Source organism: Xenorhabdus budapestensis, assembly GCF_017743015.1.
Classification (GTDB): Bacteria; Pseudomonadota; Gammaproteobacteria; order Enterobacterales; family Enterobacteriaceae; genus Xenorhabdus; species Xenorhabdus budapestensis.
The window spans coordinates 3,554,207-3,579,228 of the sequence record NZ_CP072455.1; the positions used below are offsets into that span (position 1 = coordinate 3,554,207).

Sequence of the window (25,022 nt, forward strand, 5' to 3'; positions counted from 1 at the left end):
ATGACTGACTGAATGTCAAAGGGTATGACCAGAAGATAGGCTCCAAAACAACCATTAGAAATAGATAACAGATAAGGAACACACCATGTCAGATATTTTGAAAAATGACGTGGATCCGATCGAAACTCGCGATTGGTTACAGGCGATCGAATCGGTCATCCGTGAAGAAGGTGTTGAACGCGCTCAATTCTTGATTGATCAGGTTTTGAACGAAGCACGTAAAGGTGGCGTTAACGTTGCGGCTGGTACTGCAAACCGTGATTACATCAACACTATTCCGGTTGAGGATGAGCCGGCTTACCCTGGTAATCTGGATTTGGAGCGTCGCATTCGTTCTGCTATTCGCTGGAATGCGATCATGACCGTTCTGCGTGCATCCAAGAAAGATCTAGAACTGGGTGGTCACATGGCTTCATTCCAGTCTTCCGCTACTGTTTATGAAGTTTGTTTTAACCACTTCTTCCGTGCTCGTAATGAGAATGATGGTGGCGACTTGGTTTACTTCCAGGGTCACATTTCTCCAGGCGTTTATGCACGTGCATTCCTTGAAGGTCGTTTGACTGAAGAGCAGATGAACAATTTCCGTCAGGAAATTGGCGGTAATGGTTTGTCTTCTTACCCACATCCAAAATTGATGCCTGATTTCTGGCAGTTCCCGACTGTTTCAATGGGTCTGGGGCCAATTTCTGCTATCTATCAGGCTAAATTCCTGAAATATCTGGAACACCGTGGCCTGAAAGATACTTCTAAACAAACTGTCTATGCTTTCCTGGGTGATGGCGAGATGGATGAGCCAGAATCCAAAGGTGCGATCACTATCGCAACTCGAGAAAAGCTGGACAACCTAGTCTTCATCATCAACTGTAACCTGCAACGTCTTGATGGTCCAGTAACCGGTAACGGTAAAATTGTTAATGAACTGGAAGGCATTTTCGACGGTGCTGGCTGGCAAGTACTGAAAGTCCTGTGGGGTGAGCGTTGGGATGCACTGCTGCGTAAAGATACCAGCGGTAAACTGGTTCAACTGATGAATGAAACTCTGGATGGCGACTACCAGACATTCAAGTCCAAAAATGGCGCGTATGTTCGTGAGCACTTCTTCGGCCGTTACCCAGAAACTGCGGAATTGGTCAAAGACATGACTGATGACGAAATCTGGGCTCTGAACCGTGGTGGTCACGATCCTAAGAAAGTTTTCGCTGCACTGAAAAAAGCGCAGAAAACTACAGGTAAACCAACTGTAATTCTGGCTCAGACTATCAAGGGTTACGGCATGGGTGATACCGCTGAAGGTAAAAACATTGCTCACCAGGTTAAGAAAATGAACATGGAAGGCGTTCGTCAGTTCCGTGATCGTTTCAATGTGCCTGTATCTGATGAGCAAATTGAAAACCTGCCATACGTGACTTTCGACAAAGACTCTGAAGAATCTAAATATCTGCATGAGCGTCGTAATGCACTGGGTGGTTACCTGCCAAGCCGTCGTGTTAACTTCGACGAAAAACTGGATATCCCAGTTCTGGAAGATTTCAGCTCTCTGCTGGAAGAACAATCTAAAGAAATTTCTACCACTATCGCTTTCGTTCGTGCACTGAATATCATGCTGAAGAATAAGTCGATCAAAGATCGTCTGGTTCCAATCATTGCTGATGAAGCACGTACTTTCGGTATGGAAGGTCTATTCCGTCAGATCGGTATCTACAGCCCGAATGGTCAGCAGTATACTCCGCAAGACCGTGAGCAGGTTGCGTACTATAAAGAAGATTCTAAAGGCCAGATCTTGCAAGAAGGTATCAATGAGCTGGGTGCTGCGTCATCCTGGCTGGCTGCTGCAACTTCATACAGTACCAACAATCTGCCAATGATCCCGTTCTACATCTACTACTCCATGTTCGGATTCCAGCGTATCGGTGATCTGTGTTGGGCCGCGGGTGACCAGCAGGCTCGTGGTTTCCTGATCGGTGGTACTTCTGGCCGTACAACGCTGAACGGTGAAGGTTTACAGCACGAAGATGGTCACAGCCATATTCAGTCTCTGACTATCCCTAACTGTATCTCTTACGATCCAGCGTTCGCTTATGAAGTAGCTGTCATCATGCATGATGGTTTGGAGCGTATGTATGGTGAAAAACAAGAAAATATCTACTATTACATTACTACCCTGAACGAAAACTACCACATGCCAGCAATGCCTGAAGGCGCTGAAGAAGGTATCCGTAAAGGTATCTACAAGCTGGAATGCATGGAAGGCGCAAAAGGTAAAGTTCAGTTGCTGGGCTCTGGTTCTATCCTGCGTCACGTTCGTGAAGCAGCTAAGATCCTGTCTGACGAGTATGATATTGGTGCTGACGTTTACAGCGTAACTTCCTTCACTGAACTGGCTCGCGATGGTCAGGATTGTGAGCGCTGGAACATGCTGCATCCATCAGAAGAACCACGCATTCCTTACATTGCTCAGATCATGAACGACGCACCGGCAGTCGCTTCTACTGACTACATGAAGCTGTTTGCTGAGCAGGTTCGTAACTTCGTACCAGCAAGTGAATTCCGCGTATTGGGTACTGACGGTTTCGGTCGTTCTGACAGTCGTGAAAACCTGCGTCATCACTTTGAAGTTGATGCTTCTTACGTGGTCGTTGCTGCTCTGGGTGAATTGGCTAAACGTGGCAAAGTTGATGTGAAAGTGGTTGAAGAAGCAATCAAAAAATACAACATCAATCCAGAAAAAGTTAACCCACGTCTGGCATAAGAGGTAAAGATTAATGTCTATCGAAATTAACGTACCTGATATTGGTGCAGATGAAGTTGAAGTTACCGAGATTCTGGTGAACGTTGGTGACACAGTAGAAACAGAACAGTCACTGATCACTGTTGAAGGTGATAAGGCCTCCATGGAAGTTCCATCTCCACAGGCGGGGGTGGTTAAAGAAATCAAAGTTGCGGTTGGCGATAAAGTTGAAACCGACAAACTGATCATGATTTTTGAATCCGCAACTGGTGTAGCAGAAGCTGCACCAGTACAGCAGGAAGAGGCTCCGGCAGTAGCGCTTGTAGCGGCTACAGCAGCGGCGTTTGTAGCGGCTGAAAGCAAAGAAGTTGCTGTACCAGATATCGGTGGTGATGAAGTTGAAGTTACCGAAATCATGGTAAAAGTCGGTGACGCCATCACTGAAGAGCAGTCACTGATCACCGTTGAAGGTGATAAGGCTTCTATGGAAGTTCCGGCTCCATTTGCGGGTACAGTGAAAGAGATCAAAATCGCAGCTGGCGATAAAGTAAAAACCGGCTCCCTGATTATGGTATTCGAAGTTGCCGATACAGCACCTGCGGCAGCTCCAGCAGCGACTCCGGCTCCTGCGGCGGAATCTGCGAAAGCAGCACCAACGCCAGTAACCAGCCAGCCAGCAGAAGGCAAAAGTGAGTTTGCAGAAAACGATGCTTACGTTCATGCGACTCCAGTTATTCGTCGTCTGGCACGTGAATTTGGCGTAAATCTGGCTAAAGTAAAAGGGACGGGCCGTAAAGGTCGTATCTTGCGTGAAGATGTTCAGGCTTACGTGAAAGATGCAATCAAACGTGCAGAAGCAGCACCTGCGGGTGGTGGTCTGCCGGGTATGCTGCCTTGGCCGAAAGTTGATTTCAGCAAGTTTGGTGAAATCGAAGAAGTTGAAATGAGCCGTATCCAGAAAATCTCCGGTGCTAACCTGAGCCGTAACTGGGTAATGATCCCTCACGTTAACCTGTTCGATGAAGCGGATATCACTGAGGTTGAAGAATTCCGTAAGCAACAGAACAAAGAAGCTGAGAAGAAACAGCTTGGCGTGAAGATCACTCCGCTGGTATTCGTTATGAAAGCGGCTGCGAAAGCACTGGAAGCAATGCCTCGCTTTAACAGCTCTATCTCCGAAGATGGCCAGAAGCTGATCCTGAAAAAATACGTTAACATCGGTATCGCGGTTGATACACCTAACGGTCTGGTTGTTCCTGTATTCAAAGATGTTAATAAGAAAGGCATCGTTGAACTATCAAGAGAACTGGCAGAAGTATCTAAGAAAGCGCGTGCTGGTAAGCTGACTGCTTCCGATATGCAGGGTGGTTGCTTTACTATCTCAAGCCTGGGTGGTATCGGTACAACTGGTTTTGCACCAATCGTGAACGCACCAGAAGTGGCAATTATGGGGCTGTCCCGTTCTTCTATGAAGCCGGTCTGGAATGGCAAGGAATTCGTTCCTCGTCTGATTCTGCCTATGTCTCTGTCTTTCGACCACCGTGTGATCGATGGTGCAGATGGTGCTCGTTTCATCACTTACATTAATCAATTGATGAGCGATATTCGCCATCTGGTGATGTAATGCGAAGGCCGGTAAATATGCCGGCCTAATAATTATGATCGTGACAGGTATTTTATACTTGCATCTGGCAGGTTGCGATTTCTGTCACGTTTACGCGCTTTTCAGGTTATTTACAATTCTGTAAACTGCTCGCGGTGTGTACGTCCCGGTGGAATATGTTTTTTTCGTCTGACCCGCCGGACAAATAATTAAGAGGTCATGATGAGTACTGAAATTAAAGCCCAGGTAGTGGTGCTTGGAGCAGGCCCGGCAGGGTATTCTGCTGCTTTCCGTTGTGCAGATTTAGGTTTGGATACCGTTCTGGTTGAGCGCTACTCTACTCTAGGTGGTGTTTGCCTTAATGTGGGTTGTATCCCATCTAAAGCATTGCTTCACGTTGCAAAAGTGATTGAAGAAGCAAAAGCGCTGTCACAACACGGTATCGTGTTTGGTGAGCCACAAACTGATATTGATAAAATCCGTCTCTGGAAAGAAAAAGTTATTTCCCAGTTGACAGGTGGTCTGGGCGGCATGGCTAAGGGCCGTAAAGTTAACGTTGTTAACGGTGTTGGTAAATTTACAGGTGCTAACACTCTGGTAGTAGAAGGCGGGAACGGCACAACAACGATTAATTTTGATAATGCCATTATCGCAGCGGGTTCACGCCCAATTCAACTGCCATTCATTCCACATGATGACCCTCGCGTATGGGATTCTACCGATGCACTGGAACTGAAAACTGTTCCGGGACGCTTGTTGGTTATGGGCGGGGGTATTATCGGCCTGGAAATGGGTACTGTTTACCACGCTCTGGGTTCTCAGATCGACGTGGTGGAAATGTTCGATCAGGTTATTCCTGCTGCGGACAAAGACGTTGTTAAAGTGTTCACTAAGCGTGTCAGCAAGAAATTCAACCTGATGCTGGAAACTAAAGTGACCGCTGTAGAAGCTAAAGAAGATGGCATCTACGTGACAATGGAAGGTAAAAAAGCACCAGCAGAACCTCAGCGATATGATGCGGTTCTGGTTGCTATCGGCCGTGTACCAAACGGTAAACTGATCGATGCTGGCAAAGCGGGTGTTGCTGTAGATGACCGTGGTTTTATCCATGTTGATAAGCAAATGCGCACTAACGTACCTCATATCTTCGCTATCGGTGATGTCGTTGGTCAGCCAATGTTGGCACACAAAGGTGTTCATGAAGGTCATGTTGCAGCAGAAGTTATCTCTGGTAAAAAACATTACTTCGATCCAAAAGTTATTCCATCTATCGCGTACACTGAACCAGAAGTTGCATGGGTTGGTTTGACTGAGAAAGAAGCAAAAGAGAAGGGCATCAGTTACGAAACTGCGACTTTCCCATGGGCTGCTTCTGGTCGTGCGATCGCATCTGACTGTTCAGATGGTATGACTAAACTGATTTTCGATAAAGAAACCAATCGTATTATCGGTGGTGCTGTTGTTGGTACTAACGGTGGCGAACTGCTGGGTGAAATTGGTCTGGCTATCGAAATGGGTTGTGATGCAGAAGATATTGCTCTGACTGTTCATGCTCACCCAACACTGTATGAATCAATCGGTATGGCTGCGGAAATGTACGAAGGCAGCATCACTGACTTGCCAAACCCTAAGGCGAAGAAAAAGAAATAATTCTTTATACTTTGCAGTAGGTTAGCAAAGATATTAAACGGCTTCCAAAGATGGGAGCCGTTACTTACAATATATGGCATTGCCAATTAAATAAAGAGCGGGATTTAGTTAATCGATAGCCATTAGGGATAACACTCCAGCGATTGCTTATTCTAGGGTCCAAACGCATTTCAACGGCTCCAAAATTAGAATTGCCTGTAAATACAAAACATAATCGTTGATAAATCGGTATGGCATAGCGCTCAGCGTAGAGTTTCAATATGCCTGAATGATTTAACGAAATGGAAAAATTCACCGCATGTTCAATCAGTAAACTTCCATATCCTTGACCGCCGGGATAGGTCAATATATATCCTATTAGATCAGCGGTATCGTATGAAATTACTGACGATGCTGGAATGAATATCATGATGCCAACCGGTTCAGGAGCACAAAAACAGACAAAATAACGATGCGTATTTATATTTCCTCCGATACTTGCATTAGTATAAATATTGTTTATTGAATTTGCCGTGTTAATAAATGATTGGTGTCTTCTCATATCGGGGTGAGCCAAAGCCTCATTTCGCTTTAACCCGTTCAGTGCTGATATCATGCCTTCTTTGGAAACTTCTTTGATAATCGTTTTATAATCGGGATAACTTCTTTCTTCAAGGATGGGGCTTAAATGAGAAGTAGATGGTATATCATTTCTTATTGGGATATTTGGCATAATATCCTCCATGACGACGCATTTTGTGTAACATTTGGTATTTTTTACTATTGCCTGACGGTATTTATTGCTTTTTTAGGCTAAAATAGCAACAAACAGCATTTAGTACTTTAATACACCTTTTAAGCTCATATATCCAGAATCTTATCACGGTCCAATGTTGATTTTATGTGAATGAATTAACATACCATTCAAATTTTGGTATGCTAATTGCTCGAAGCTCGGCATAATTTTATTAGTGTTATGTGAGCAAAATCCTCTGACCTGGCATCCTTGATGGTCATTTCATGGTGATCGTTACCGGATGCAGACAGCCGGGCATATAAAATGACAATGAGAGCGAGGAGTAAGTCGTGCTAGAAGAATACCGCAAGCACGTAGCCGAACGTGCAGCGCAAGGCATCGTCCCTAAGCCATTAGACGCAGCTCAAGCAGCCGCGCTGGTCGAATTACTAAAGAACCCAACTCAAGGTGAAGAAAATTTTCTGTTAGACCTGCTGACAAACCGTGTTCCCCCCGGTGTTGATGAGGCGGCCTATGTAAAAGCTGGTTTCCTTGCTGCGATCGCTAAGGGTGAAACAACTTCACCACTTGTTACGCGGGAAAAAGCCATTGAGTTATTAGGAACCATGCAGGGTGGGTACAATATTCATGCTTTGATTGACGCTCTCGATGATGAAAAATTGGCTCCAATTGCAGTGAAGGGGTTATCCCATACTTTGCTGATGTTTGACAGTTTCTATGATGTGGAAGAAAAAGCGAAAGCAGGTAATCCACATGCTCAACAAATTATCCAGTCATGGGCAGATGCGGAATGGTTCCTGGAACGCCCTGAACTGGCAGAAAAAATTACAATTACTGTCTTTAAAGTCACCGGTGAAACTAACACCGATGATCTTTCTCCTGCACCAGATGCGTGGTCACGTCCAGATATTCCATTACATGCCCTGGCAATGTTGAAAAACGCCCGTGAAGGTATCGAGCCTGATCAGGCGGGTGCCGTTGGCCCAATCAAGCAAATTGAAGAACTCAATAAAAAAGGCCATCCTCTGGCGTATGTAGGGGATGTAGTGGGTACAGGCTCTTCCCGTAAATCTGCTACAAACTCCGTATTGTGGTTTATGGGGGAAGATATCCCGTTTGTGCCAAACAAACGTGGCGCTGGTGTTGTATTGGGTGGAAAGATTGCACCAATCTTTTTTAACACAATGGAAGATGCAGGCGCATTGCCGATTGAGGTAGATGTTTCCAAACTCAATATGGGTGATGTTATTGATATCTACCCTTATAAAGGTGAAATTCGTCATCACAATACTAATGAAGTGTTGGCGACGTTTGAACTGAAAACTGATGTACTGATTGATGAAGTACGCGCAGGCGGTCGAATTCCATTAATTATCGGCCGTGGTCTGACAGCTAAAGCTCGTGAATCTTTAGGATTGCCACACAGTGATATTTTCCGTCAGGCAAAAGCGGTTGAGAAGAGCAGTCGTGGTTTCTCGCTGGCACAGAAAATGGTTGGCCGTGCTTGTGGTACTACTGGGATCCGTCCGGGAGAATACTGTGAACCGAAGATGACTTCTGTCGGCTCTCAGGACACCACTGGCCCAATGACTCGTGATGAATTGAAGGATTTGGCTTGCCTTGGTTTCTCGGCAGATCTGGTTATGCAGTCATTCTGCCATACAGCGGCTTATCCAAAACCTGTTGATGTGACGACTCATCATACTTTGCCTGATTTCATCATGAACCGTGGTGGTGTATCCCTGCGTCCGGGAGATGGAATTATCCACTCATGGTTAAACCGTATGTTATTGCCGGACACTGTAGGTACAGGTGGCGATTCTCATACTCGTTTCCCTATCGGTATCTCTTTCCCGGCGGGTTCTGGGTTAGTGGCATTTGCCGCTGCGACGGGGGTTATGCCGTTGGATATGCCTGAGTCTGTATTAGTTCGTTTTAAAGGCAAAATGCAACCAGGTATAACCTTACGTGATCTGGTTCATGCAATTCCTTACTACGCGATTCAGCAAGGTTTGTTGACTGTAGAGAAAAAAGGTAAGAAAAATATTTTCTCTGGCCGCATTCTGGAAATTGAAGGTTTGCCGGAACTCAAAGTTGAGCAGGCATTTGAGTTGGCAGATGCATCCGCAGAACGTTCCGCAGCAGGCTGTACGATCAAACTGGATAAAGCACCGATCATTGAATATCTGCAATCCAATGTTGTATTGCTGAAATGGATGATTGCAGAAGGTTATGGTGATCGCCGGACATTAGAGCGCCGTATCATCGGTATGGAAAATTGGTTGAAAGATTCACAATTACTGGAAGCAGATGCAGATGCAGAATATGCAGCAGTGATTGAAATTAATTTGGATGACATCAAAGAGCCTATTTTGTGTGCACCAAATGATCCGGATGATGCTCGCCTGTTATCAGAAGTTGCCAACAATAAAATTGATGAAGTATTTATCGGCTCTTGCATGACGAATATTGGTCATTTCCGTGCGGCTGGTAAGTTACTGGATCAACATAAAGGCCAGTTACCGACCCGCCTGTGGGTTGCTCCTCCAACGAAAATGGATGCTGCTCAACTGACAGAAGAGGGCTATTACAGTGTCTTTGGTAAGAGTGGGGCGCGTATTGAGATCCCTGGTTGTTCACTGTGTATGGGAAATCAGGCTCGGGTTGCAGATGAAGCGACGGTGGTATCCACTTCTACGCGTAACTTCCCAAACCGTTTAGGCGCGGGAGCCAATGTATATCTGGCATCTGCGGAGTTGGCTGCTGTGGCTGCATTGCTAGGTCGTCTGCCAAAGCCAGAAGAGTATCTGCAATTCATGGCTAAGGTTGATGAAACAGCGGCAGATACTTATCGTTATCTCAATTTTGATCAATTGAACCAATATACCGAAAAAGCAGATGATGTGATCTTCCAAACTGCTGTGTAAAAAATATATTGCAAAGACATGGGAGGCGGAGGCCTCCCTTTTTTATGTCTGTTTTTTGTGGCAAATTTTGTGTCAGTTTGTGGACAGCCTCTGAGGTGGAAATCGGAAATGTTTAAAATCCAGATGTGGCTGATATAACAAAAATGTGGAGGTATGTGATGGAATATGAATTTATGCAGGATGTCACTGGTCAGGTGATAACAAATTTCTCAATGGATCATGAAGCTATTGGTCACTGGTTGAATGAGGAAGTGAAAGGCGATTTGAGGGTTCTAGATAAAATAATTTCAGCATTGACGGATATAAAAGGTAGCGAACGTCAGTGGCAATTGAACGGTCATGAATACACACTGTTAATGAGTGAAGAAGAAATTATGATCAGAGCTAATCAACTCCAGTTTGATACAGAGATGCTGGAAGAGGGTATGAGCTACTATGATAATGAGAGCCTGGCACTTTGCGGTACAGATGATTTTATCGATATGTTGGTCATTTACAGAGATTTTGTTTTGCAAAACAATTAAAGGTAAGTGTTTATGTTCAACCAATGGCAGCTTTCTGCCATAATCGATATTTCATCACTTTTGTGTGACGTATTTGTGTGACATCGTATTGACTTTTTATTTATAAACAGGAACCTATGCTGTTAAGAGATTCTTCCCGGCAGGTTCCAACAAAAAAGGTAGGCTTTTATGGAAGAGATCAATCTATCAGGTGAGATTGGTAAGGCAGCTAATTGGCTTGTCAGTAATCAAAATCTACTTATCCAATATGCAGTGAATATTGTGTTTGCCATTTTAATTCTGATTGTAGGTTTGGCTGTTGCCAAACTGGCAAATAAAGCAGTGAAACGAATCATGACGCTACGTGGTATTGATGCGACTATTTCTGACTTTTTGTCAGCAATAATTCGTTATGCCATCATCGCGTTTACTATTGTTGCAGTGCTTGGAAAATTAGGTGTTCAGACCGCCTCTGTGATTGCCGTTATTGGTGCCGCAGGTTTGGCTGTCGGTCTGGCATTACAGGGTTCACTGTCAAACTTTGCCGCTGGTGTGTTGTTGGTAATTTTCCGTCCACTCCGTACTGGTGAATATGTCATTATTGGTGCAGTAGAAGGAACGGTTGTCCAAGTACAAATTTTCTCCACAACATTACGTACTACGGATGATCGTATTATTGTGATCCCTAACGGAAAGATTATTGCGGACAATATTATCAATACCAGCCGTGAACCAAACCGCCGTACTCAGATAATGGTCGGTGTAGCTTATGACGCTGATATTGATGAAGTAAAGAAAGTGTTGGGTGACGTCATCAAAGCTGATAAGCGCATTCAGCATGAGAAAGGTGTCACTATTCGGTTGCATGAAATGGCACCCTCATCACTCAATTTTATTGTGCGTGTGTGGACAACTAATGGAGATGCTTGGAGCGTTTACTGGGATCTGATGGAAAACTTCAAACGAGCTTTGGATAAACACAATATTGGTATTCCTTTCCCACAAATGGATGTTTATCTGCATCAACAGCAAGTTGCTCTACAGAAGAAAACGGATCAATAATCAATATACTTGGTGTGAGAAATAGAAGTACTCTCACACTAAGTCAGCACTGCTTAAATAGCTTGGGCGTGTCACTCTTTCTGCTCTATTTCTTCCAATACCTTTTAATTGCTCAATAAGTTTCTTTAATGATAGATAAGAAATATTCATTTCTACTAATGAATGAATTTTCCTAATATGCAGATAGAACTTATCTGATTGAATAAATATTAGGAATTTTTGGCATGTTTTCAACATTGATTCAGGGCTTTTTTCTCAGTGCTGCGATGATTATTCCACTTGGACCACAAAATGTTTTTGTGATGCAGCAGGGTAGTAAAAAACGGTTTCATTTGATGAGTGCAGCATTATGTTCTGTCAGTGACATTATTCTTATCATGGCAGGAGTCTTTGGTGGTAGTGCCTTGCTTGGGCAGTCAGCGTTTCTGCTGCAAGCTGTGACATGGGGAGGCGTTGCATTTTTGCTATGGTACGGATGGGGAGGTTCTGTCGCATTAACGACGGCAAATTAGCAAAAATTGCGGTGATTATTTTTTAGGCGAGCAGCAGATAGAAGTATTCTGCGGGAGAAATCGAGATCCCGTACTGTTGCACATACTGACCTTTGCTGAGCATGCAAAGCAATTCTATGCCCGCCAGCAGGGTCTGTCCCCAGCATCAGGCGGATACGCCGTTTAATCCGCCGATGATCCTGCTCTATCAGGTTATTCAGGTATTTGCTTTGCCGAATTTTGATACGATTTTTCTTCGGCTTGCCCGCATTGAGGCCAGCCAGCGCCGCTTTGTTGGCCCCGCTTTTATCGAGGGTCACGACCCCCGGTCGTCCGTGTTGACGAATGCCCTTGTTGAAAAAGCGACGGGCGGCATCGGCATCCCGGTTGGCGGTCAACAGGAAGTCTACCGTATTGCCGGCCGAATCCACCGCCCGGTAAAGATAGCGCCACTGGCCTTTAATTTTGATATCGGTTTCATCCATTCGCCAGCGGCCGCCAACCGCAGGCATCCGGCGTCGGTAACGTTTGACAATCAGTGGAACCAGTCGATGAACCCAGCGGGAGATGGTAGCGTGGTCAACCTCAATCCCCCGCTCCGCCATCATTTCCTCGAGATTGCGCAGGCTCAGGGCGTAGGCCAGATACCAACGAACACATTGGGCCATGATATCGACAGGATAATGGAGGCGTTTAAACGCGTTTCGGATCAGGGACATCGTTCTGGACTCGCTCAAAAACAGGGGAGCTTACCTGATGACCGCTTAATGCGACAGAACCTAAAATACCATTACTCAAAAAATCGGGAGTTAGTAAGTGAATTTTCTACTTATAAATGACTTTAAATCTGATTTATTATCGGTTTAATATAAGGAAATAAAAATTGATGATAAAATCAGTGGAGTTCCTCTTTTATGCTGAACCTTCGCTTGCAGCAACAATTCATCCATTTGTGGCAGCACTATCAGGATAAAAACCCTGAAACCACCCTACAGACACTCGCCGATAGTATGAGAGAGGTAAAAATGAACACTTTTGGATGGTTTGACTTTAAATCTGCATGGCTTACACCTCTGAAAGGATAATTCACAGAAAAAGCCAAAGTTATAAACAATTATAGTCTGACAATGATAATTTTATTCACTTTTTCTGTGGATATGTATGTGAAAAAGTCAGGGGTAAGACAGGTATAATTTTCTTTCGCATTTTACAATGTCTTATAAGATTAAATAAATACCTATTATTTTTCATTACGTTAATGTTTATATCTCCCTTTTTCACAACCTGTGCGATACATCACAATTTCTCGCGCTTCTCTCACTGAGCAAAGATCAACCAATGGTGAATTTATCCACAGGATATGCCTTTTAGTTAAACAAAAATTGCTTATTTTTGTAGAAAACTACCTTTGATAAGGCTGTAAATCAAACCAGTAATCCCACTTTTTACTACTTATCCCATAAATCTGTGGATAACATGGTGTAAGATCCTGTTTATTATCACTGGGAATAGGTGAACAATAATAATGAGTCTATTTTTAATACTGAAAATACACGTGAAAAAATCTTTTATATCATGCTATTATCAAGTCAATCAGTATACTAATAAACTTATAATGAACTTCCACAACCATGTGTTCATTTTTTGAACATCATTAAATATATCTTATAAACATGCAATTCATACCGCCGGTACCACCAGAAAATGAACAGCAATTACTCGAACGTGCCCAATCTCTGGCAGGTTTAAGCATGGGAGAGCTAGCCGCACAAGCTAATCTCCCTATACCACCTAATTTGAAACGTGATAAAGGTTGGGTAGGTATGTTGCTTGAATATTATCTGGGCGCAAATGCGGGCAGTAAACCTGAGCAGGATTTCGAACATATCGGTGTTGAATTGAAAACAATCCCGGTGGACAGAAAAGGTACACCTCTGGAAACAACCTTTGTCTGTGTCGCGCCTTTAACCGGAAACAGTGGTATCACATGGGAAAATTGCCATGTCAGACGCAAATTGTCACGTGTTCTATGGGTGCCTGTTGAAGGAGAAAGAGAAATTCCACTTTCTGAACGTCGTATTGGTTCTCCACTCCTCTGGAGCCCAAATTTGGTTGAAGAAGAACTACTAAGATGTGATTGGGAAGAGTTAATGGATTTAATTGTATTAGGTAAAGTTGAGAATATTACCGCCCGTTATGGTGAAGTACTCCAATTACGCCCGAAGGCGGCAAATAGCCGGGCATTAACAGAAGCTATTGGTGAACATGGTCAACCAATTATGACACTTCCCCGCGGTTTCTATTTAAAGAAAAGTTTTACAGCACCATTATTGGCCCGTCATTTTTTCGTAGGATCTGATTAACGCAGCCAACAAAACTACAACTTGAAAAACGAAGGGGATAAAACAGTTAATAATCATACCCAATATCGTTCTTCCATAATTCCGTATTGACTTAGATTTAATATAGCTCCATTCGTATTTATGGATACGCTAAGACCAGAAACTGCCGCTAAATTCACAATGGCATAATTATTTTTTGTCTGATTTATTGTAATCCTGCGGTGGCCTGGGTATGACCACCTTGCTTAACTTTCGGCATAATAAACCAAATTCATTACCTTTTTCTCAGTATAAAATGAAATTTAGTGTTATCCACTTGATCAATAACTAAGTCGAGCAGAGAGTTTGGAGATATCTTGATTTCAGTAATATCAATATGTCCCGAAGATGGATGGTAGTGAACATAGATAGTTCCAACCAGAGGATAACTACCATTATCCCTGTCCTGAATATAAATAGAACAAGTGATTCGATTACTACTCGCTATTGAAGGAATGTGGGCATACCTGATTTCATTTCCGGTCTTAACCGAAGAAACCTTCAAATGATTAATACCTTCTGCTTCAATCATCATCACATAATTACCGTCCTTAGCATCAGTGGTATCTATCAAGCTCAGGCTGATAATAAAATTAGATTGCTGATAAAATACAATTTCACTTGTCTCAATCACAATAACTCCCCTGTTTATTTCACCATCTAAACAATCACTCAAAAACCAAAACAATTTTATTGCCGCGATAGTTCAAAACCTATTGGGTATAGATTTTAAATCTTTTAATATGTATTTATAATGAATAATTTAAATAATACCAATATATAAATCACACTATTCAATAGTGTTGAAATGAAACTAAAGATACTATTTTCACTGGTAACAATCAGTTAATTTGCTCTGCTATTCAAATACTTTTTCACTTTTTTTAGCGCCATTTGTCTTTTTAATGGCGATAAGTAATCTATGAAGATAATACCATGCAGGTGGTCAATTTCATGCTGCATAACGATAGACAAAAAATCCTCACTTGCCACTGTAATAGCTTCACCATGCCGATCCAGAGCTTCCACCTTTACTTTTTCAAATCGCTCTACGTCTGCGTAATATCCGGGAATAGATAAGCATCCTTCTTGATTTATAGCCCGACGCTCTTTTTCAACGATTTTAGGGTTGATTAAAACCAGAGGTTGATTGCGTTCTGGTGAAATATCAATGACTAACACAGCTTCTTTTCTCCCCACTTGAGGAGCTGCCAACCCAATACCATTACCCGTGTCATACATTGTTTCCAACATATCATCAATCAGAGTTTGAACATCCTCTACATGAGTGACATCAACGCATTTCTGCTTCAATCTCTCATCAGGAATTGTGAGTATATCTAAAACAGCCATAACCATTCTCCTTTGTTCACGAGGCGGCTAAAACACCTCTTACGTCTGATTCAGAAAAAGTAGTATCTCTTCCCATCCGGATGGATTGAAAAATACTTTACCACTAAAAGGCAAGCACGCTATACCCAATAATGGATTTCAAGATAGAGGATACAGGCAATTTTAATCAAAATCGGTAAATTATAGTGATAAAAAATGCCAACCGAGAAACCCAGCCAGCATATGACTTTTTATTGTGACCTTATATTTTTTCTACAGATTTTCTGTTCCCAGCGCCTGCGACAAATCTGCAATCAAATCATCCGCATTTTCGATACCCACTGAAATACGAATTAGTTGTGGTGTAATACCTGCCGCCAGACGTTTTTCCAACGGAATAGAAGCATGAGTCATCGTAAATGGCTGACCAATCAGACTTTCTACACCTCCCAGACTTTCTGCCAGCGTAAATAATTTCAGAGCCTTAATCACCCTGTTCGTATAATTATTATCACCTTTCAGCACGATAGAAATCATACCACCAAACCCTTTCATCTGATGTTTTGCCAGTTTATGCTGAGGATGGGAGGCAAGACCGGGATAAAAAACTTTTTTTACTTGTGGTTGCTGCTCTAACCAATGAGCAATCTTCTCTGCGTTGCTGATATGTCGCTCCATACGCAGTGCCAACGTCCGTATTCCACGCAGGACAAGGAAGCTACTGAAAGGATCAAGAATTCCACCAATCGAATTTTGCAGAAAAGCAACCTGCTCTGCCAGTTCAGAATTATTACCTACCACCGCAAGTCCTGCGACAACATCCGAATGGCCGTTCAGGTACTTAGTCGCAGAGTGAACAACAATATCAAACCCTAAATCAAGCGGACGTTGAATATAAGGCGAAGCAAATGTATTGTCCGCAACACTGATAATCTTATGGTGTTGAGCTATCCGGGCAATCGCCGCTAAATCAGCCAGTTTGAGTAGCGGATTAGTGGGTGTTTCAACCCAAATCATTTGGGTATCTGGTTGAATGGCCGCTTCCAGTGCCTCAATATCTCCCGCTTCAACATAGGTAACGCGCAAACCAGCCGTCCGGCGGCGTACTTTTTCCAGCAAACGATAGGTTCCGCCATACAGATCATCCACTGCAACAATGTGGCTGTCTTTATCCAGCAACTCCAGAATAGTCGAACTGGCCGCCAGACCAGAGCCAAAAGCATAACCCCGGCTACCATTTTCCAGTTCAGCAATTGCACACTCCAAAGCATCACGTGTAGGATTACCACTGCGGGAATACTCATATCCTGTATGCTGACCCGGTGCTGGTTGTGCATAAGTGGATGTTGCATAAATTGCAGGCATTACAGCACCAGTATGGTCAGGGACGTAGCCAGCATGAACGCTTTTAGTATCAAATTTAGTCATTAAATTATTCCTGAAAGAGATTAATTGAGTTGTTGACGCCATGCGTTCAGCACATCGGTACGGGTAACAAGGCCGATGAAGTGATTACCATCATCAACAATCAGCGCCACATGGCCCGCATCAAAAGTCGCGACCAACTGCTCTAATGGCGCTTTTTTATGAAGAGTATTAACCTGACTGGTCATTGCCTGACTGACAGGCAAAGAGAAATTACGGGAATCAGCCTGAATAGCATGCATCAAATCCCACTCATCTATGATGCCGACAACCTGCCCATTATCAAGCACAGGAAGTTGTGAAATGTCATACAACCGCATTCGCCCATGAGCAGTTTGCAAGGTATCCTGTGGAGAAACAAAAACCGTCGCACCATCCCGGTAACGATACGTTACATAATCGCTTAAATCGTTCTCTTTCTGCTGTGAACGTAATCCCTGCTCCAATAACCAGTAGTCATTGAACATTTTGGATAAATATTTATTGCCACTGTCACAAGCTAAAGTAACCACCCGTTTTGGTGTTTTTTGTGCACGACAGTAGCATAAAGCAGCAGCCAATAACGTTCCTGAAGAAGAACCAGCAAGGATACCTTCCTGTAGCAGTAGTTCTCTTGCACAAGAAAATGCTTCTGCGTCCGTGATCCGATAGGCATGACAAATTTGGGTGAAATCTCCAAGCGGAGGGATAAAATCCTCCCCAATACCTTCAACAAACCAACTTCCTGCTTCATCGTAGTGACCATATTCAACGTAATCAGCAAGAATAGAGCCTTTGGGATCAGCAAGAACAAATTCAGTCTTAGGAGAAACTTCCTTGAAATATTGGCTTAAGCCGCCCAGTGTCCCACCAGAGCCAACTCCCACAACCACTGCATCCACGTTATGTTCCATTTGCTGCCATATTTCAGGGCCAGTCGTTGTCGTATGGGCAAGCGAATTCGACGAGTTATTGAACTGATCGATATAATAAGCTCCACTGATTTCCTTTGACAAATGTAATGCATAGTCCTGATAGTATTCCGGGTGCCCTTTACATACATCAGAACGAGTCAAACGAACATCCGTTCCTAGTGCTCTCAGGTGATATATTTTCTCTTTGCTCATCTTATCCGGCACAACCAGGATCAGCTTATAGCCTTTCATAGCAGCAACCAGCGCCAATCCGATACCGGTATTACCCGCTGTAGCTTCAATGATAGTGCCACCAGGCTTCAGTAACCCCTGATTTTCCGCCTGCTCAATCATTGAGAGTGCAACTCTGTCTTTAATAGAACCACCTGGATTTTGGTTTTCTAACTTAATAAATAACTGACATGGGCCAGTGTCCAGATGAGTCAGTTCCAGTAACGGTGTATTGCCTATCAGTTCCAGAACCGAACGTGGTGCTGACATATTAGCCTCTTAATATTCAGTAATATTTAAAAATAATACTTACAGATTACTAAAGGATAACGCTGCATAGCGGCAGATTTAAAAGAACAAATCAAAACTACATATAACAAAATGTAATTAATTAATTCTATATTGATAAATAGAAAATATTTCCCCGATAGTTCCCTTAATTCAACAAGTTTACTAATTAGTTACTGGTCAAAAACATAGTGGGATCAAATTCCCAGAAATTCTGACAGAATGATATACGCTTAAATTAACCCTTTTATATTTTTTTATGCTCAAGATATTCGAATTGCAGTATGCCAGAGATGTTCATGATACACACAGCCAACAATAATAAAGAGGAAATAGATTATGTATAACATAACGCTATCTAAAGAAGCCCAATTGGCATCATTAATACTGTACGCAGCAGATATGAACATACAATATTACAACAATCCGACTCCCCCTCCTGATCCGCGTATAGAAGAAGATGGCTGGAAACTTGTCGGTTATATTAGTGGTAATGATCTGTCTTTCTCTGTAGATCCAAAAACTAATAAGCAATTTTTAATTATGCTGCCTGTTAGTGTCTGTTATGGATATATCGCAGAAAATAAAAAAACGCCAAAAGAGTATATTATTGTTATTCGCGGGACAGATATTTCAAACCTATTTGAAGCTCTACATGACCTTGTTCCTGTTTTCACCTCACCATGGGCAGATACTCCGGAACAAAAAGTCAGCATGGGTTTCTATAGTATTTATAACTCATTAAAACTTACTATTGTTGATCCTGAGTATAAAGGTGATCTCCAATATCTCAGATTCTCCAACGCAATCGCACAATTCATAGGAATCAACACACCATATACCATACTTGGTCATAGCCTTGGTGCTACCATTGCAGCTTATCTTATGAGAGATATTCCGTTACTTGGTGATAAACATAAAGCCTGTTTGTTCGCCAGCCCAAAACCAGGAAATCATGAATTTGTTACCTATATCGACAATCATTTCTCCAATTATGAAGTCTTCAACTATGAAAAAGATCTGGTTCCACATCTTCCCCTGCATATTCCACTCATACTGGAATATGAATCCCTGTCAAAAGTGACCTTACTCAATCCACCAGATGGCCTGAACATAGCTGACAGTTTGGGGTGTAACCATTATTTAGCCAGTTACATTGCAATATTGGATCCCAATCAATTCAACCATCTGATCTTAGAATCTAAAACTCCAGACTCAGAAAAGCATAAAATGGCATCGTCTTGCATATCCTTAACATAATCATCCGATGAAACAACAATAGGCAACTTTTCGGCGGGTGATTCAATGGAGGACGCAATAAAAAACGCCAAAGGAAACTATCACAGGGCATTTAGAGTCATTAGCCGAAATGAACCAATTACCCCCAGAAGCAAAGTCATTGGATTACTGGATTAAAGATGAAGAAAACGTCACTCTGCCTGATTTGTTATCAAAGAAAATCGATGATCAGGTTAAAACAAGCCCAAACTTGTACAAGAACCGTAGCCACTTTTTGCAAATGGCTGCTTTGCATGAATTGCAAAACGGTATTCAGCAATAACTATGATCAATCAGCCTCATATTTTTTCTGACTACTATGAACGGTTTTCGCATAAGCATAATCAAGATGTAACGGTTTTTCTGTTGTTAATTCAATTGTACGGTGACCGTTTGTAAGAATAACGCAATCTGGTTTTACCGCTTCGACGGTAAAACGATCTCCATTGGCAATATCCAGATCTCTATCATTGCGTGTGACTTTTTAGACCCCGTCTGACAAGTTTGTATATATTGAACCGATGTTGGTTGAGGTCTAAAAAATCACACCTAAATCTTGATAACAGCTAGCATCTCTTCAACTTCCGCATCCATACCAACCTCAACGAAACCAAAACTGGCATAAAGATTTTTCGCAACGAGATTATTCGGATCATAACTGATTGCTATTGCTTCCAACTGATCTGTGCGCCTGATTTCATCAAGCGCCAGCGATAGTGCTTTACGCCCAATACCCTTGTTTTGATGGTTTTTATCCACCATAAACCGCCAAATCGTTATTCTTTGGTCAGCATCGGGTACCCACATGAAAAAACCAACAGGCTCCCCATCCAGGCAAATTGCGCGCGTTTGGTATAAAGGGTAAAATTTAGATTGAACAAGGGACCACACATTTTCCGCGATATAGTCAAGCTGATCATCAGTGACTGATAGGCCGCAGACAGCTTCATAATTGTTCTTGTTTACGTCAGTTAAGGTAATCAACTACACCGCTCCAATATGGGATTGTAAGTCAGAACCGTCAAAAATATTGTTATACTGTTTTTTTAAGCATTAAGCCAAATAAAGGGTTATCAATAACAGGAATAACGGCAATATCGAATTTGTCTGGCTCCGGCAAAAAATCAATATTCATTAATGCGGCAAATTGTGACGTTGCCAAATAGGCTTCTTCAATATCGTCGACGTAAATCACCATCCCAAATTCTTTTTCAGAAGGCGACTGCACACTTTGTCAGAACTCGGCTGCACTCGATTGCTGGAGTTGTGTAATTACATGAATCGATGGGCATAAATGCCTTTATGCCCGCTATACTTGCCATGTTTATGTGATACCGGACTTGTGTTATCCGGCTTTATAACCATCAGGATTCTGTGACTGCCAACGCCACGCATCATTGGTCATTTCTACAATGGTACGACTTGCTTTCCAACCCAGTTCACGTTCGGCTTTCTCCGGGCTTGACCAGCATTCAGCAATATCGCCCGGACGACGTGGGCAAATTTCATAAGGAACAGACTTACCACATGCCTGGCCGAATGCTTCCACCATTTCCAATACACTCGTTCCTTTACCTGTTCCCAGATTGTAGATATGCAGACCTGATTTCCTGCCAACTGCATTCAATGCTGCTATATGTCCATCAGCTAAGTCAATGACATGGATATAATCACGGACGCCTGTTCCATCCGGTGTAGGATAGTCATTACCATAAACAGACAACTTTTCCCGGCGCCCTACCGCCACTTGGGCGATATACGGCATTAAATTGTTAGGAATACCTTGCGGATCTTCTCCCATCGTACCAGAAGGGTGTGCCCCGACCGGATTAAAATAGCGCAGTAATACCACTGACCAGTCATTTTCCGCATGATGGAAATCAGACAGGCAACGTTCTACCATATATTTACTTGTACCATAAGGATTTGTGGTATTACCTACCGCAGATTGCTCTGTGATAGGCACAATCGCAGGATCGCCATACACAGTTGCCGATGAACTGAAAATGATGCTTTTCACACCTACTTTGTGCATGCTACGCACCAATACCAAAGTTCCATTAACATTATTATCGTAATATTCAAGAGGTTTTGCGACTGATTCCCCAACTGCCTTCAAGCCAGCAAAGTGAATAACTGACTCAATTGAGTGACGGGAGAAAACAGAATCCAGGAATGCTTCATCACGAATATCACCTTCGTAAAACAGCGGCCTGACATCGGTTAGTGTTTCAATGCGATTCAAAACTTCACAATTAGAATTACACAGATTATCGACAATAATCGGAGTCATTCCCGCTTCAATCATCTGGACACAGGTATGGCTGCCAATGTACCCCATTCCACCTGTCACTAATATTTCCACATTTACCTCTTTTTCAATTGGACTGATTAAAAAATCCATTTAATCAATAGGATAGTATCTATTTTCAGTTTCTTATCGATATATACGATAACAAAGCACAGTATAAAAAGAGTTAACAAATTAGTGAACTAAAAACCAAGTATGGCAAAATCAGCCGAAGACAATTTACCAATATTTCCAATGAACAATACCCACGAACAACAATGAAAAAAATGACTTTTATCCCTGTACAAACGAACTCCATCAATGAACCTTTTTTCACGGACATACAAAGAGGCCAATTATCTGATCACCCTGAGATTCAGGTTATGCTGACTTATTTTGCCCCCAGCTTCTATCAGGATAATTTATTTGATAAATATGGCATTACTTATCCCACACGGTTGCATAATTCTGTCACCAAACGACGGGCAGAATATCTGGCAGCCCGTTACTGCACCCGACAGATATTGAAGACTATGGGATATCCTGAGTTTCAGGTAGAAACAGCAAAAGATCGTTCCCCTGTCTGGCCTGAAAAAATTTACGGTTCCATCTCTCATTCAACCAATTGCGCTATCGTTTTTGCTGCTTCCAGCGATAAATATCAACTAATAGGCATTGATATCGAAAAGGAAATCAAACAGGACACCATCGACAGTGTTTCAGCCAGTATTATCAATGAAGCTGAGGCTGAATTACTTTCGAAATGCTCCTTTTCTTTTATTCAAGCTTTTACTCTCGTTTTTTCCATTAAAGAGAGTCTTTTTAAGGCGCTCTATCCCCATGTAAAGCTATTTTTCGATTTCCATGCAGCAGAGATTATGGAAATTGACTGTATCCATCGCACTATGACCATCAAATTACTACAAACATTATCTGATGAATACCAAGCTGGTTGCCAGTTTCATGGAAATTTCGTTCTGATGCCACAACAACAGATATTGACCTATATTGTGGGGTAAAAATAAGGGATGAAAAACCCGGAAGATTTGGCGACGCAGCTTACAAAACTGTAACTTGCAAGATGAGATGACAAAAATACATGCCAGTTCATAATCTACTGGCATGTTACGTCAATATTATTTGGTATTATTTGGTTCCAGTATTACTTAATTCTTACGGTTGCCCGCGCATAAGAGAACAGTCCACCAGCAGCAACAATATTGGCAAGTTCTCCCACAGGGTCAGTCGGATATTGTTCACCACTTTTCAACACAGTCACCGTCTGGTTTTCAATATCAATCTCAACATTGTCTCCCGTGACTAATTTGTCACACAAACGCTCCTGTGCCGCAACAGGTAATAATTCTCCGGTAGAAACGCAATTACGGAAGAAAATACGGGCATAAGATTGGGCTAAAACCGCCTTTACGCCAGAAGCGCCCAAAGCAACCACTGCATGTTCACGGGAAGAGCCACAACCAAAATTCTGCCCTGCTACAATAATCGGATATTTTGCTTTTCCTTTTTCTTCATCAATAAAAGGCAACGATCCTTCCGGTAATCCGCACATCGCCAATGAAGCCAACTGCACATAGCCTTCAGGCGTAGACGGATTTACTTTGATATATTCTCCGGCCAGAATCTGGTCAGTATCAATATTGTCAGCCAATACATAGACCTGACCACGAATGATATTTTCCTTTTGTTCATTCATAACAACATCGCTCATAAAAATTCTCCCGGATTGGTGATCTGACCAGTAATCGCTGCCGCAGCAACAGAATAAGGGGAAGCAAGATAAATATTAGCGCGCTTATGCCCCATTCTTCCGACAAAATTACGGTTGGTGGTGGATATCACCGATATCGGATCATTAACACGACCAAAGGTATCCGGTGGGCCACCGCAGCAAGCGGCACATCCAGATTCAGCAGAAAGTTTCACTCCTGCATCGCTTAAGATTTGATAGACAGACATACCATCAATCTGGGTGGTGATAGTTTTATGGAACACTTCTTTTGTTGCTGGCACAGCATAAGTCGGAATTTTGACTTTATGCCCTTTTATAATACGGGCAGCGGCAACAAAATCTTCCAGTTTGCCACCTGTACAGGAGCCGATATACGCCTGTGAAATCGCAACATTGGCAACCTGTTCAATAGAAACAACATTATCCGGCGAATGGGGTTTGGCAATCTTCGGCTGCATATCAGAAACATCGATATTTAACACCCGGGTATATTGCGCATCCTCATCGGGGTAAACGATGTCAAAAGGAATATCATTTCTCTCTGCCAGATAATCGAGCGTCGCCTGATTCGGCACCATAATGCCATTTTTAGCACCACATTCAACGACCATATTGCAAATTGTCATGCGTTCTTCGACAGATAATTCATCAATGACATTTCCACCAAACTCAATAGCCTGATATGTTGCTCCATCCACAGTTAACTCCGCCAATACCGCCAGGATCATATCTTTAGCCAGAACATGAGCTGGTTTAGTACCGATAAAGTTCACACGAATAGTGCTCGGAACTTTGAGCGGAATTTCTCCCGTCCCTATTGCATAAGCGGCATCGGTAATACCTAACCCAATCGCAAATGCACCAAAAGCCCCCGCAGTTACCGTATGGGAATCTGTACCCAACAGGACTTCTCCGGGACGGGTATGCCCTCCCTCAGCCAGCCCGATATGACAAACCCCCTTATAATTGGGAGTCCCAACATCGTAGAAATATTTAATATTCTGCTCAGCGGCAAATTCACGCATTACCCGAATATTCTGATTAGCCTGTGGATCAGCGGAATAGACAAAATGATCGGGGATCATAATAAAACGGGCAGGATCCCATATCCTGGCATCCTGTCCGAACTCTTTTTTAAACACGCTGGCTACACCCGGAGTACAGGGATCGTGAGACATTAAAATATCCACTTTCGCCCAAACCACCTCACCCGGAGTGACATGTTTGCGCCCACTTGCTCGTGCGAGGATTTTTTGTGTTATAGTTTGGTTCATCTCACATTGCCCTCCAAAAGATTTAGACATGCTGAAAAGGAAAAAATTGTAATCCTGATAAGATTACTACTCTTTATTCTGGGGAAATGCCATCATCTAGCACACTGTTTCTATAATGAAACAGTCGTTCGCCACATGAAAAATTGCCACCAGGAATATTGGCATTTCTTCGCAGAACCT

At 42.7% G+C, this 25,022-nt stretch carries 20 protein-coding genes and 3 pseudogenes; 12 read left to right on the forward strand and 11 right to left on the reverse strand.

Annotated elements, in window-relative coordinates; genetic code table 11:
* Positions 1–85 precede the first annotated feature (85 nt).
* The 3 genes from aceE to lpdA all read left to right on the forward strand — a co-directional run bounded on the left by aceE (position 86) and on the right by lpdA (position 5,981).
* Entirely contained in the window at positions 86–2,749 is a 2,664-nt protein-coding gene (gene aceE / locus HGO23_RS15650) for a pyruvate dehydrogenase (acetyl-transferring), homodimeric type (RefSeq protein WP_099136365.1), read from the forward strand.
* Positions 2,750–2,762: 13 nt separating this feature from the next.
* Positions 2,763–4,352 carry a pyruvate dehydrogenase complex dihydrolipoyllysine-residue acetyltransferase gene (aceF, locus tag HGO23_RS15655; protein WP_209027206.1) on the forward strand — a complete coding sequence of 530 codons (1,590 nt, stop codon included), beginning with the start codon at positions 2,763–2,765 and terminating at the stop codon, positions 4,350–4,352.
* A gap of 201 nt (positions 4,353–4,553) precedes the next feature.
* Positions 4,554–5,981, forward strand: a complete 1,428-nt coding sequence (gene lpdA, locus HGO23_RS15660; RefSeq protein ID WP_099136367.1) for a dihydrolipoyl dehydrogenase — start codon at positions 4,554–4,556, stop codon at positions 5,979–5,981.
* A gap of 64 nt (positions 5,982–6,045) precedes the next feature.
* Here the strand turns inward: lpdA and HGO23_RS15665 are convergent, their stop codons facing one another.
* A complete protein-coding gene (locus HGO23_RS15665) occupies positions 6,046–6,693 on the reverse strand; it encodes a GNAT family N-acetyltransferase (RefSeq protein ID WP_209027207.1) in 648 nt (215 codons plus the stop codon).
* Positions 6,694–7,046: 353 nt separating this feature from the next.
* Between HGO23_RS15665 and acnB the strand changes: the two genes are divergently transcribed.
* The 4 genes and pseudogenes from acnB to HGO23_RS15685 form a co-directional block, all read left to right on the forward strand.
* Entirely contained in the window at positions 7,047–9,644 is a 2,598-nt protein-coding gene (acnB, locus tag HGO23_RS15670) for a bifunctional aconitate hydratase 2/2-methylisocitrate dehydratase (RefSeq protein WP_209027208.1), read from the forward strand.
* Positions 9,645–9,802: 158 nt separating this feature from the next.
* Positions 9,803–10,168, forward strand: a complete 366-nt coding sequence (locus tag HGO23_RS15675; protein WP_099136370.1) for a YacL family protein — start codon at positions 9,803–9,805, stop codon at positions 10,166–10,168.
* 168 nt (positions 10,169–10,336) lie between these two features.
* Positions 10,337–11,209 (forward strand): small-conductance mechanosensitive channel MscS, encoded by an 873-nt coding sequence (gene mscS / locus HGO23_RS15680; protein WP_099136371.1) that lies wholly within the window; start codon positions 10,337–10,339, stop codon positions 11,207–11,209.
* A 224-nt stretch (positions 11,210–11,433) separates the two neighbouring features.
* A pseudogene (locus tag HGO23_RS15685) lies at positions 11,434–11,703 on the forward strand (LysE family transporter); the annotation flags it as partial.
* A 40-nt stretch (positions 11,704–11,743) separates the two neighbouring features.
* Here HGO23_RS15685 and HGO23_RS15690 read toward each other — a convergent pair.
* Positions 11,744–12,419: pseudogene (locus HGO23_RS15690) on the reverse strand (IS6 family transposase).
* 195 nt (positions 12,420–12,614) lie between these two features.
* Between HGO23_RS15690 and HGO23_RS19995 the strand changes: the two are divergent.
* Positions 12,615–12,705: pseudogene (locus HGO23_RS19995) on the forward strand (hypothetical protein); the annotation flags it as partial.
* Positions 12,706–13,373: 668 nt separating this feature from the next.
* Positions 13,374–14,063 carry a DNA mismatch repair endonuclease MutH gene (mutH, locus tag HGO23_RS15700; RefSeq protein ID WP_209027209.1) on the forward strand — a complete coding sequence of 230 codons (690 nt, stop codon included), beginning with the start codon at positions 13,374–13,376 and terminating at the stop codon, positions 14,061–14,063.
* Positions 14,064–14,316: 253 nt separating this feature from the next.
* Here mutH and HGO23_RS15705 read toward each other — a convergent pair whose 3' ends face one another.
* The 4 genes from HGO23_RS15705 to HGO23_RS15720 form a co-directional block, all read right to left on the reverse strand.
* Positions 14,317–14,715 (reverse strand): hypothetical protein, encoded by a 399-nt coding sequence (locus HGO23_RS15705; RefSeq protein WP_099136330.1) that lies wholly within the window; start codon positions 14,713–14,715, stop codon positions 14,317–14,319.
* Between the two features lie 212 nt (positions 14,716–14,927).
* Positions 14,928–15,434, reverse strand: a complete 507-nt coding sequence (gene def / locus HGO23_RS15710; RefSeq protein WP_099136329.1) for a peptide deformylase — start codon at positions 15,432–15,434, stop codon at positions 14,928–14,930.
* Positions 15,435–15,686: 252 nt separating this feature from the next.
* Entirely contained in the window at positions 15,687–16,841 is a 1,155-nt protein-coding gene (locus HGO23_RS15715; protein ID WP_209027210.1) for a trans-sulfuration enzyme family protein, read from the reverse strand.
* A gap of 20 nt (positions 16,842–16,861) precedes the next feature.
* A complete protein-coding gene (locus HGO23_RS15720) occupies positions 16,862–18,232 on the reverse strand; it encodes a pyridoxal-phosphate dependent enzyme (RefSeq protein WP_209027211.1) in 1,371 nt (456 codons plus the stop codon).
* 357 nt (positions 18,233–18,589) lie between these two features.
* On the opposite strand from HGO23_RS15720, the gene HGO23_RS15725 reads away from it, so the two are divergent.
* Together HGO23_RS15725 and HGO23_RS15730 are read left to right on the forward strand one after the other, a co-directional pair.
* Positions 18,590–19,510 carry a lipase family protein gene (locus tag HGO23_RS15725; protein ID WP_209027212.1) on the forward strand — a complete coding sequence of 307 codons (921 nt, stop codon included), beginning with the start codon at positions 18,590–18,592 and terminating at the stop codon, positions 19,508–19,510.
* 109 nt (positions 19,511–19,619) lie between these two features.
* Complete coding sequence (locus HGO23_RS15730; RefSeq protein WP_099136325.1) at positions 19,620–19,811, forward strand: type II toxin-antitoxin system HicB family antitoxin; 192 nt, start codon at positions 19,620–19,622, stop codon at positions 19,809–19,811.
* Positions 19,812–20,077: 266 nt separating this feature from the next.
* Here the strand turns inward: HGO23_RS15730 and HGO23_RS15735 are convergent, their stop codons facing one another.
* The 3 genes from HGO23_RS15735 to galE form a co-directional block, all read right to left on the reverse strand.
* Positions 20,078–20,512: a GNAT family N-acetyltransferase gene (locus HGO23_RS15735; protein ID WP_099136324.1), complete on the reverse strand. Its 435-nt coding sequence runs from the start codon at positions 20,510–20,512 to the stop codon at positions 20,078–20,080.
* A gap of 49 nt (positions 20,513–20,561) precedes the next feature.
* Positions 20,562–20,726 (reverse strand): hypothetical protein, encoded by a 165-nt coding sequence (locus HGO23_RS15740; RefSeq protein ID WP_169923066.1) that lies wholly within the window; start codon positions 20,724–20,726, stop codon positions 20,562–20,564.
* Positions 20,727–20,873: 147 nt separating this feature from the next.
* Positions 20,874–21,893, reverse strand: coding sequence for a UDP-glucose 4-epimerase GalE (galE, locus tag HGO23_RS15745; RefSeq protein ID WP_209027213.1), 1,020 nt, complete (start codon positions 21,891–21,893; stop codon positions 20,874–20,876).
* 203 nt (positions 21,894–22,096) lie between these two features.
* Here galE and HGO23_RS15750 point away from each other — a divergent pair, with 203 nt between their 5' ends.
* Positions 22,097–22,837, forward strand: a complete 741-nt coding sequence (locus tag HGO23_RS15750; protein ID WP_209027214.1) for a 4'-phosphopantetheinyl transferase family protein — start codon at positions 22,097–22,099, stop codon at positions 22,835–22,837.
* 143 nt (positions 22,838–22,980) lie between these two features.
* Here the strand turns inward: HGO23_RS15750 and HGO23_RS15755 are convergent, their stop codons facing one another.
* Together HGO23_RS15755 and HGO23_RS15760 are read right to left on the reverse strand one after the other, a co-directional pair.
* Positions 22,981–23,547, reverse strand: a complete 567-nt coding sequence (locus HGO23_RS15755; RefSeq protein ID WP_244967828.1) for a LeuD/DmdB family oxidoreductase small subunit — start codon at positions 23,545–23,547, stop codon at positions 22,981–22,983.
* A complete protein-coding gene (locus HGO23_RS15760; protein ID WP_099136400.1) occupies positions 23,544–24,842 on the reverse strand; it encodes a 3-isopropylmalate dehydratase large subunit in 1,299 nt (432 codons plus the stop codon). Before HGO23_RS15760 ends, HGO23_RS15755 begins: the two co-directional genes overlap by 4 nt.
* Positions 24,843–25,022: the final 180 nt, after the last annotated feature.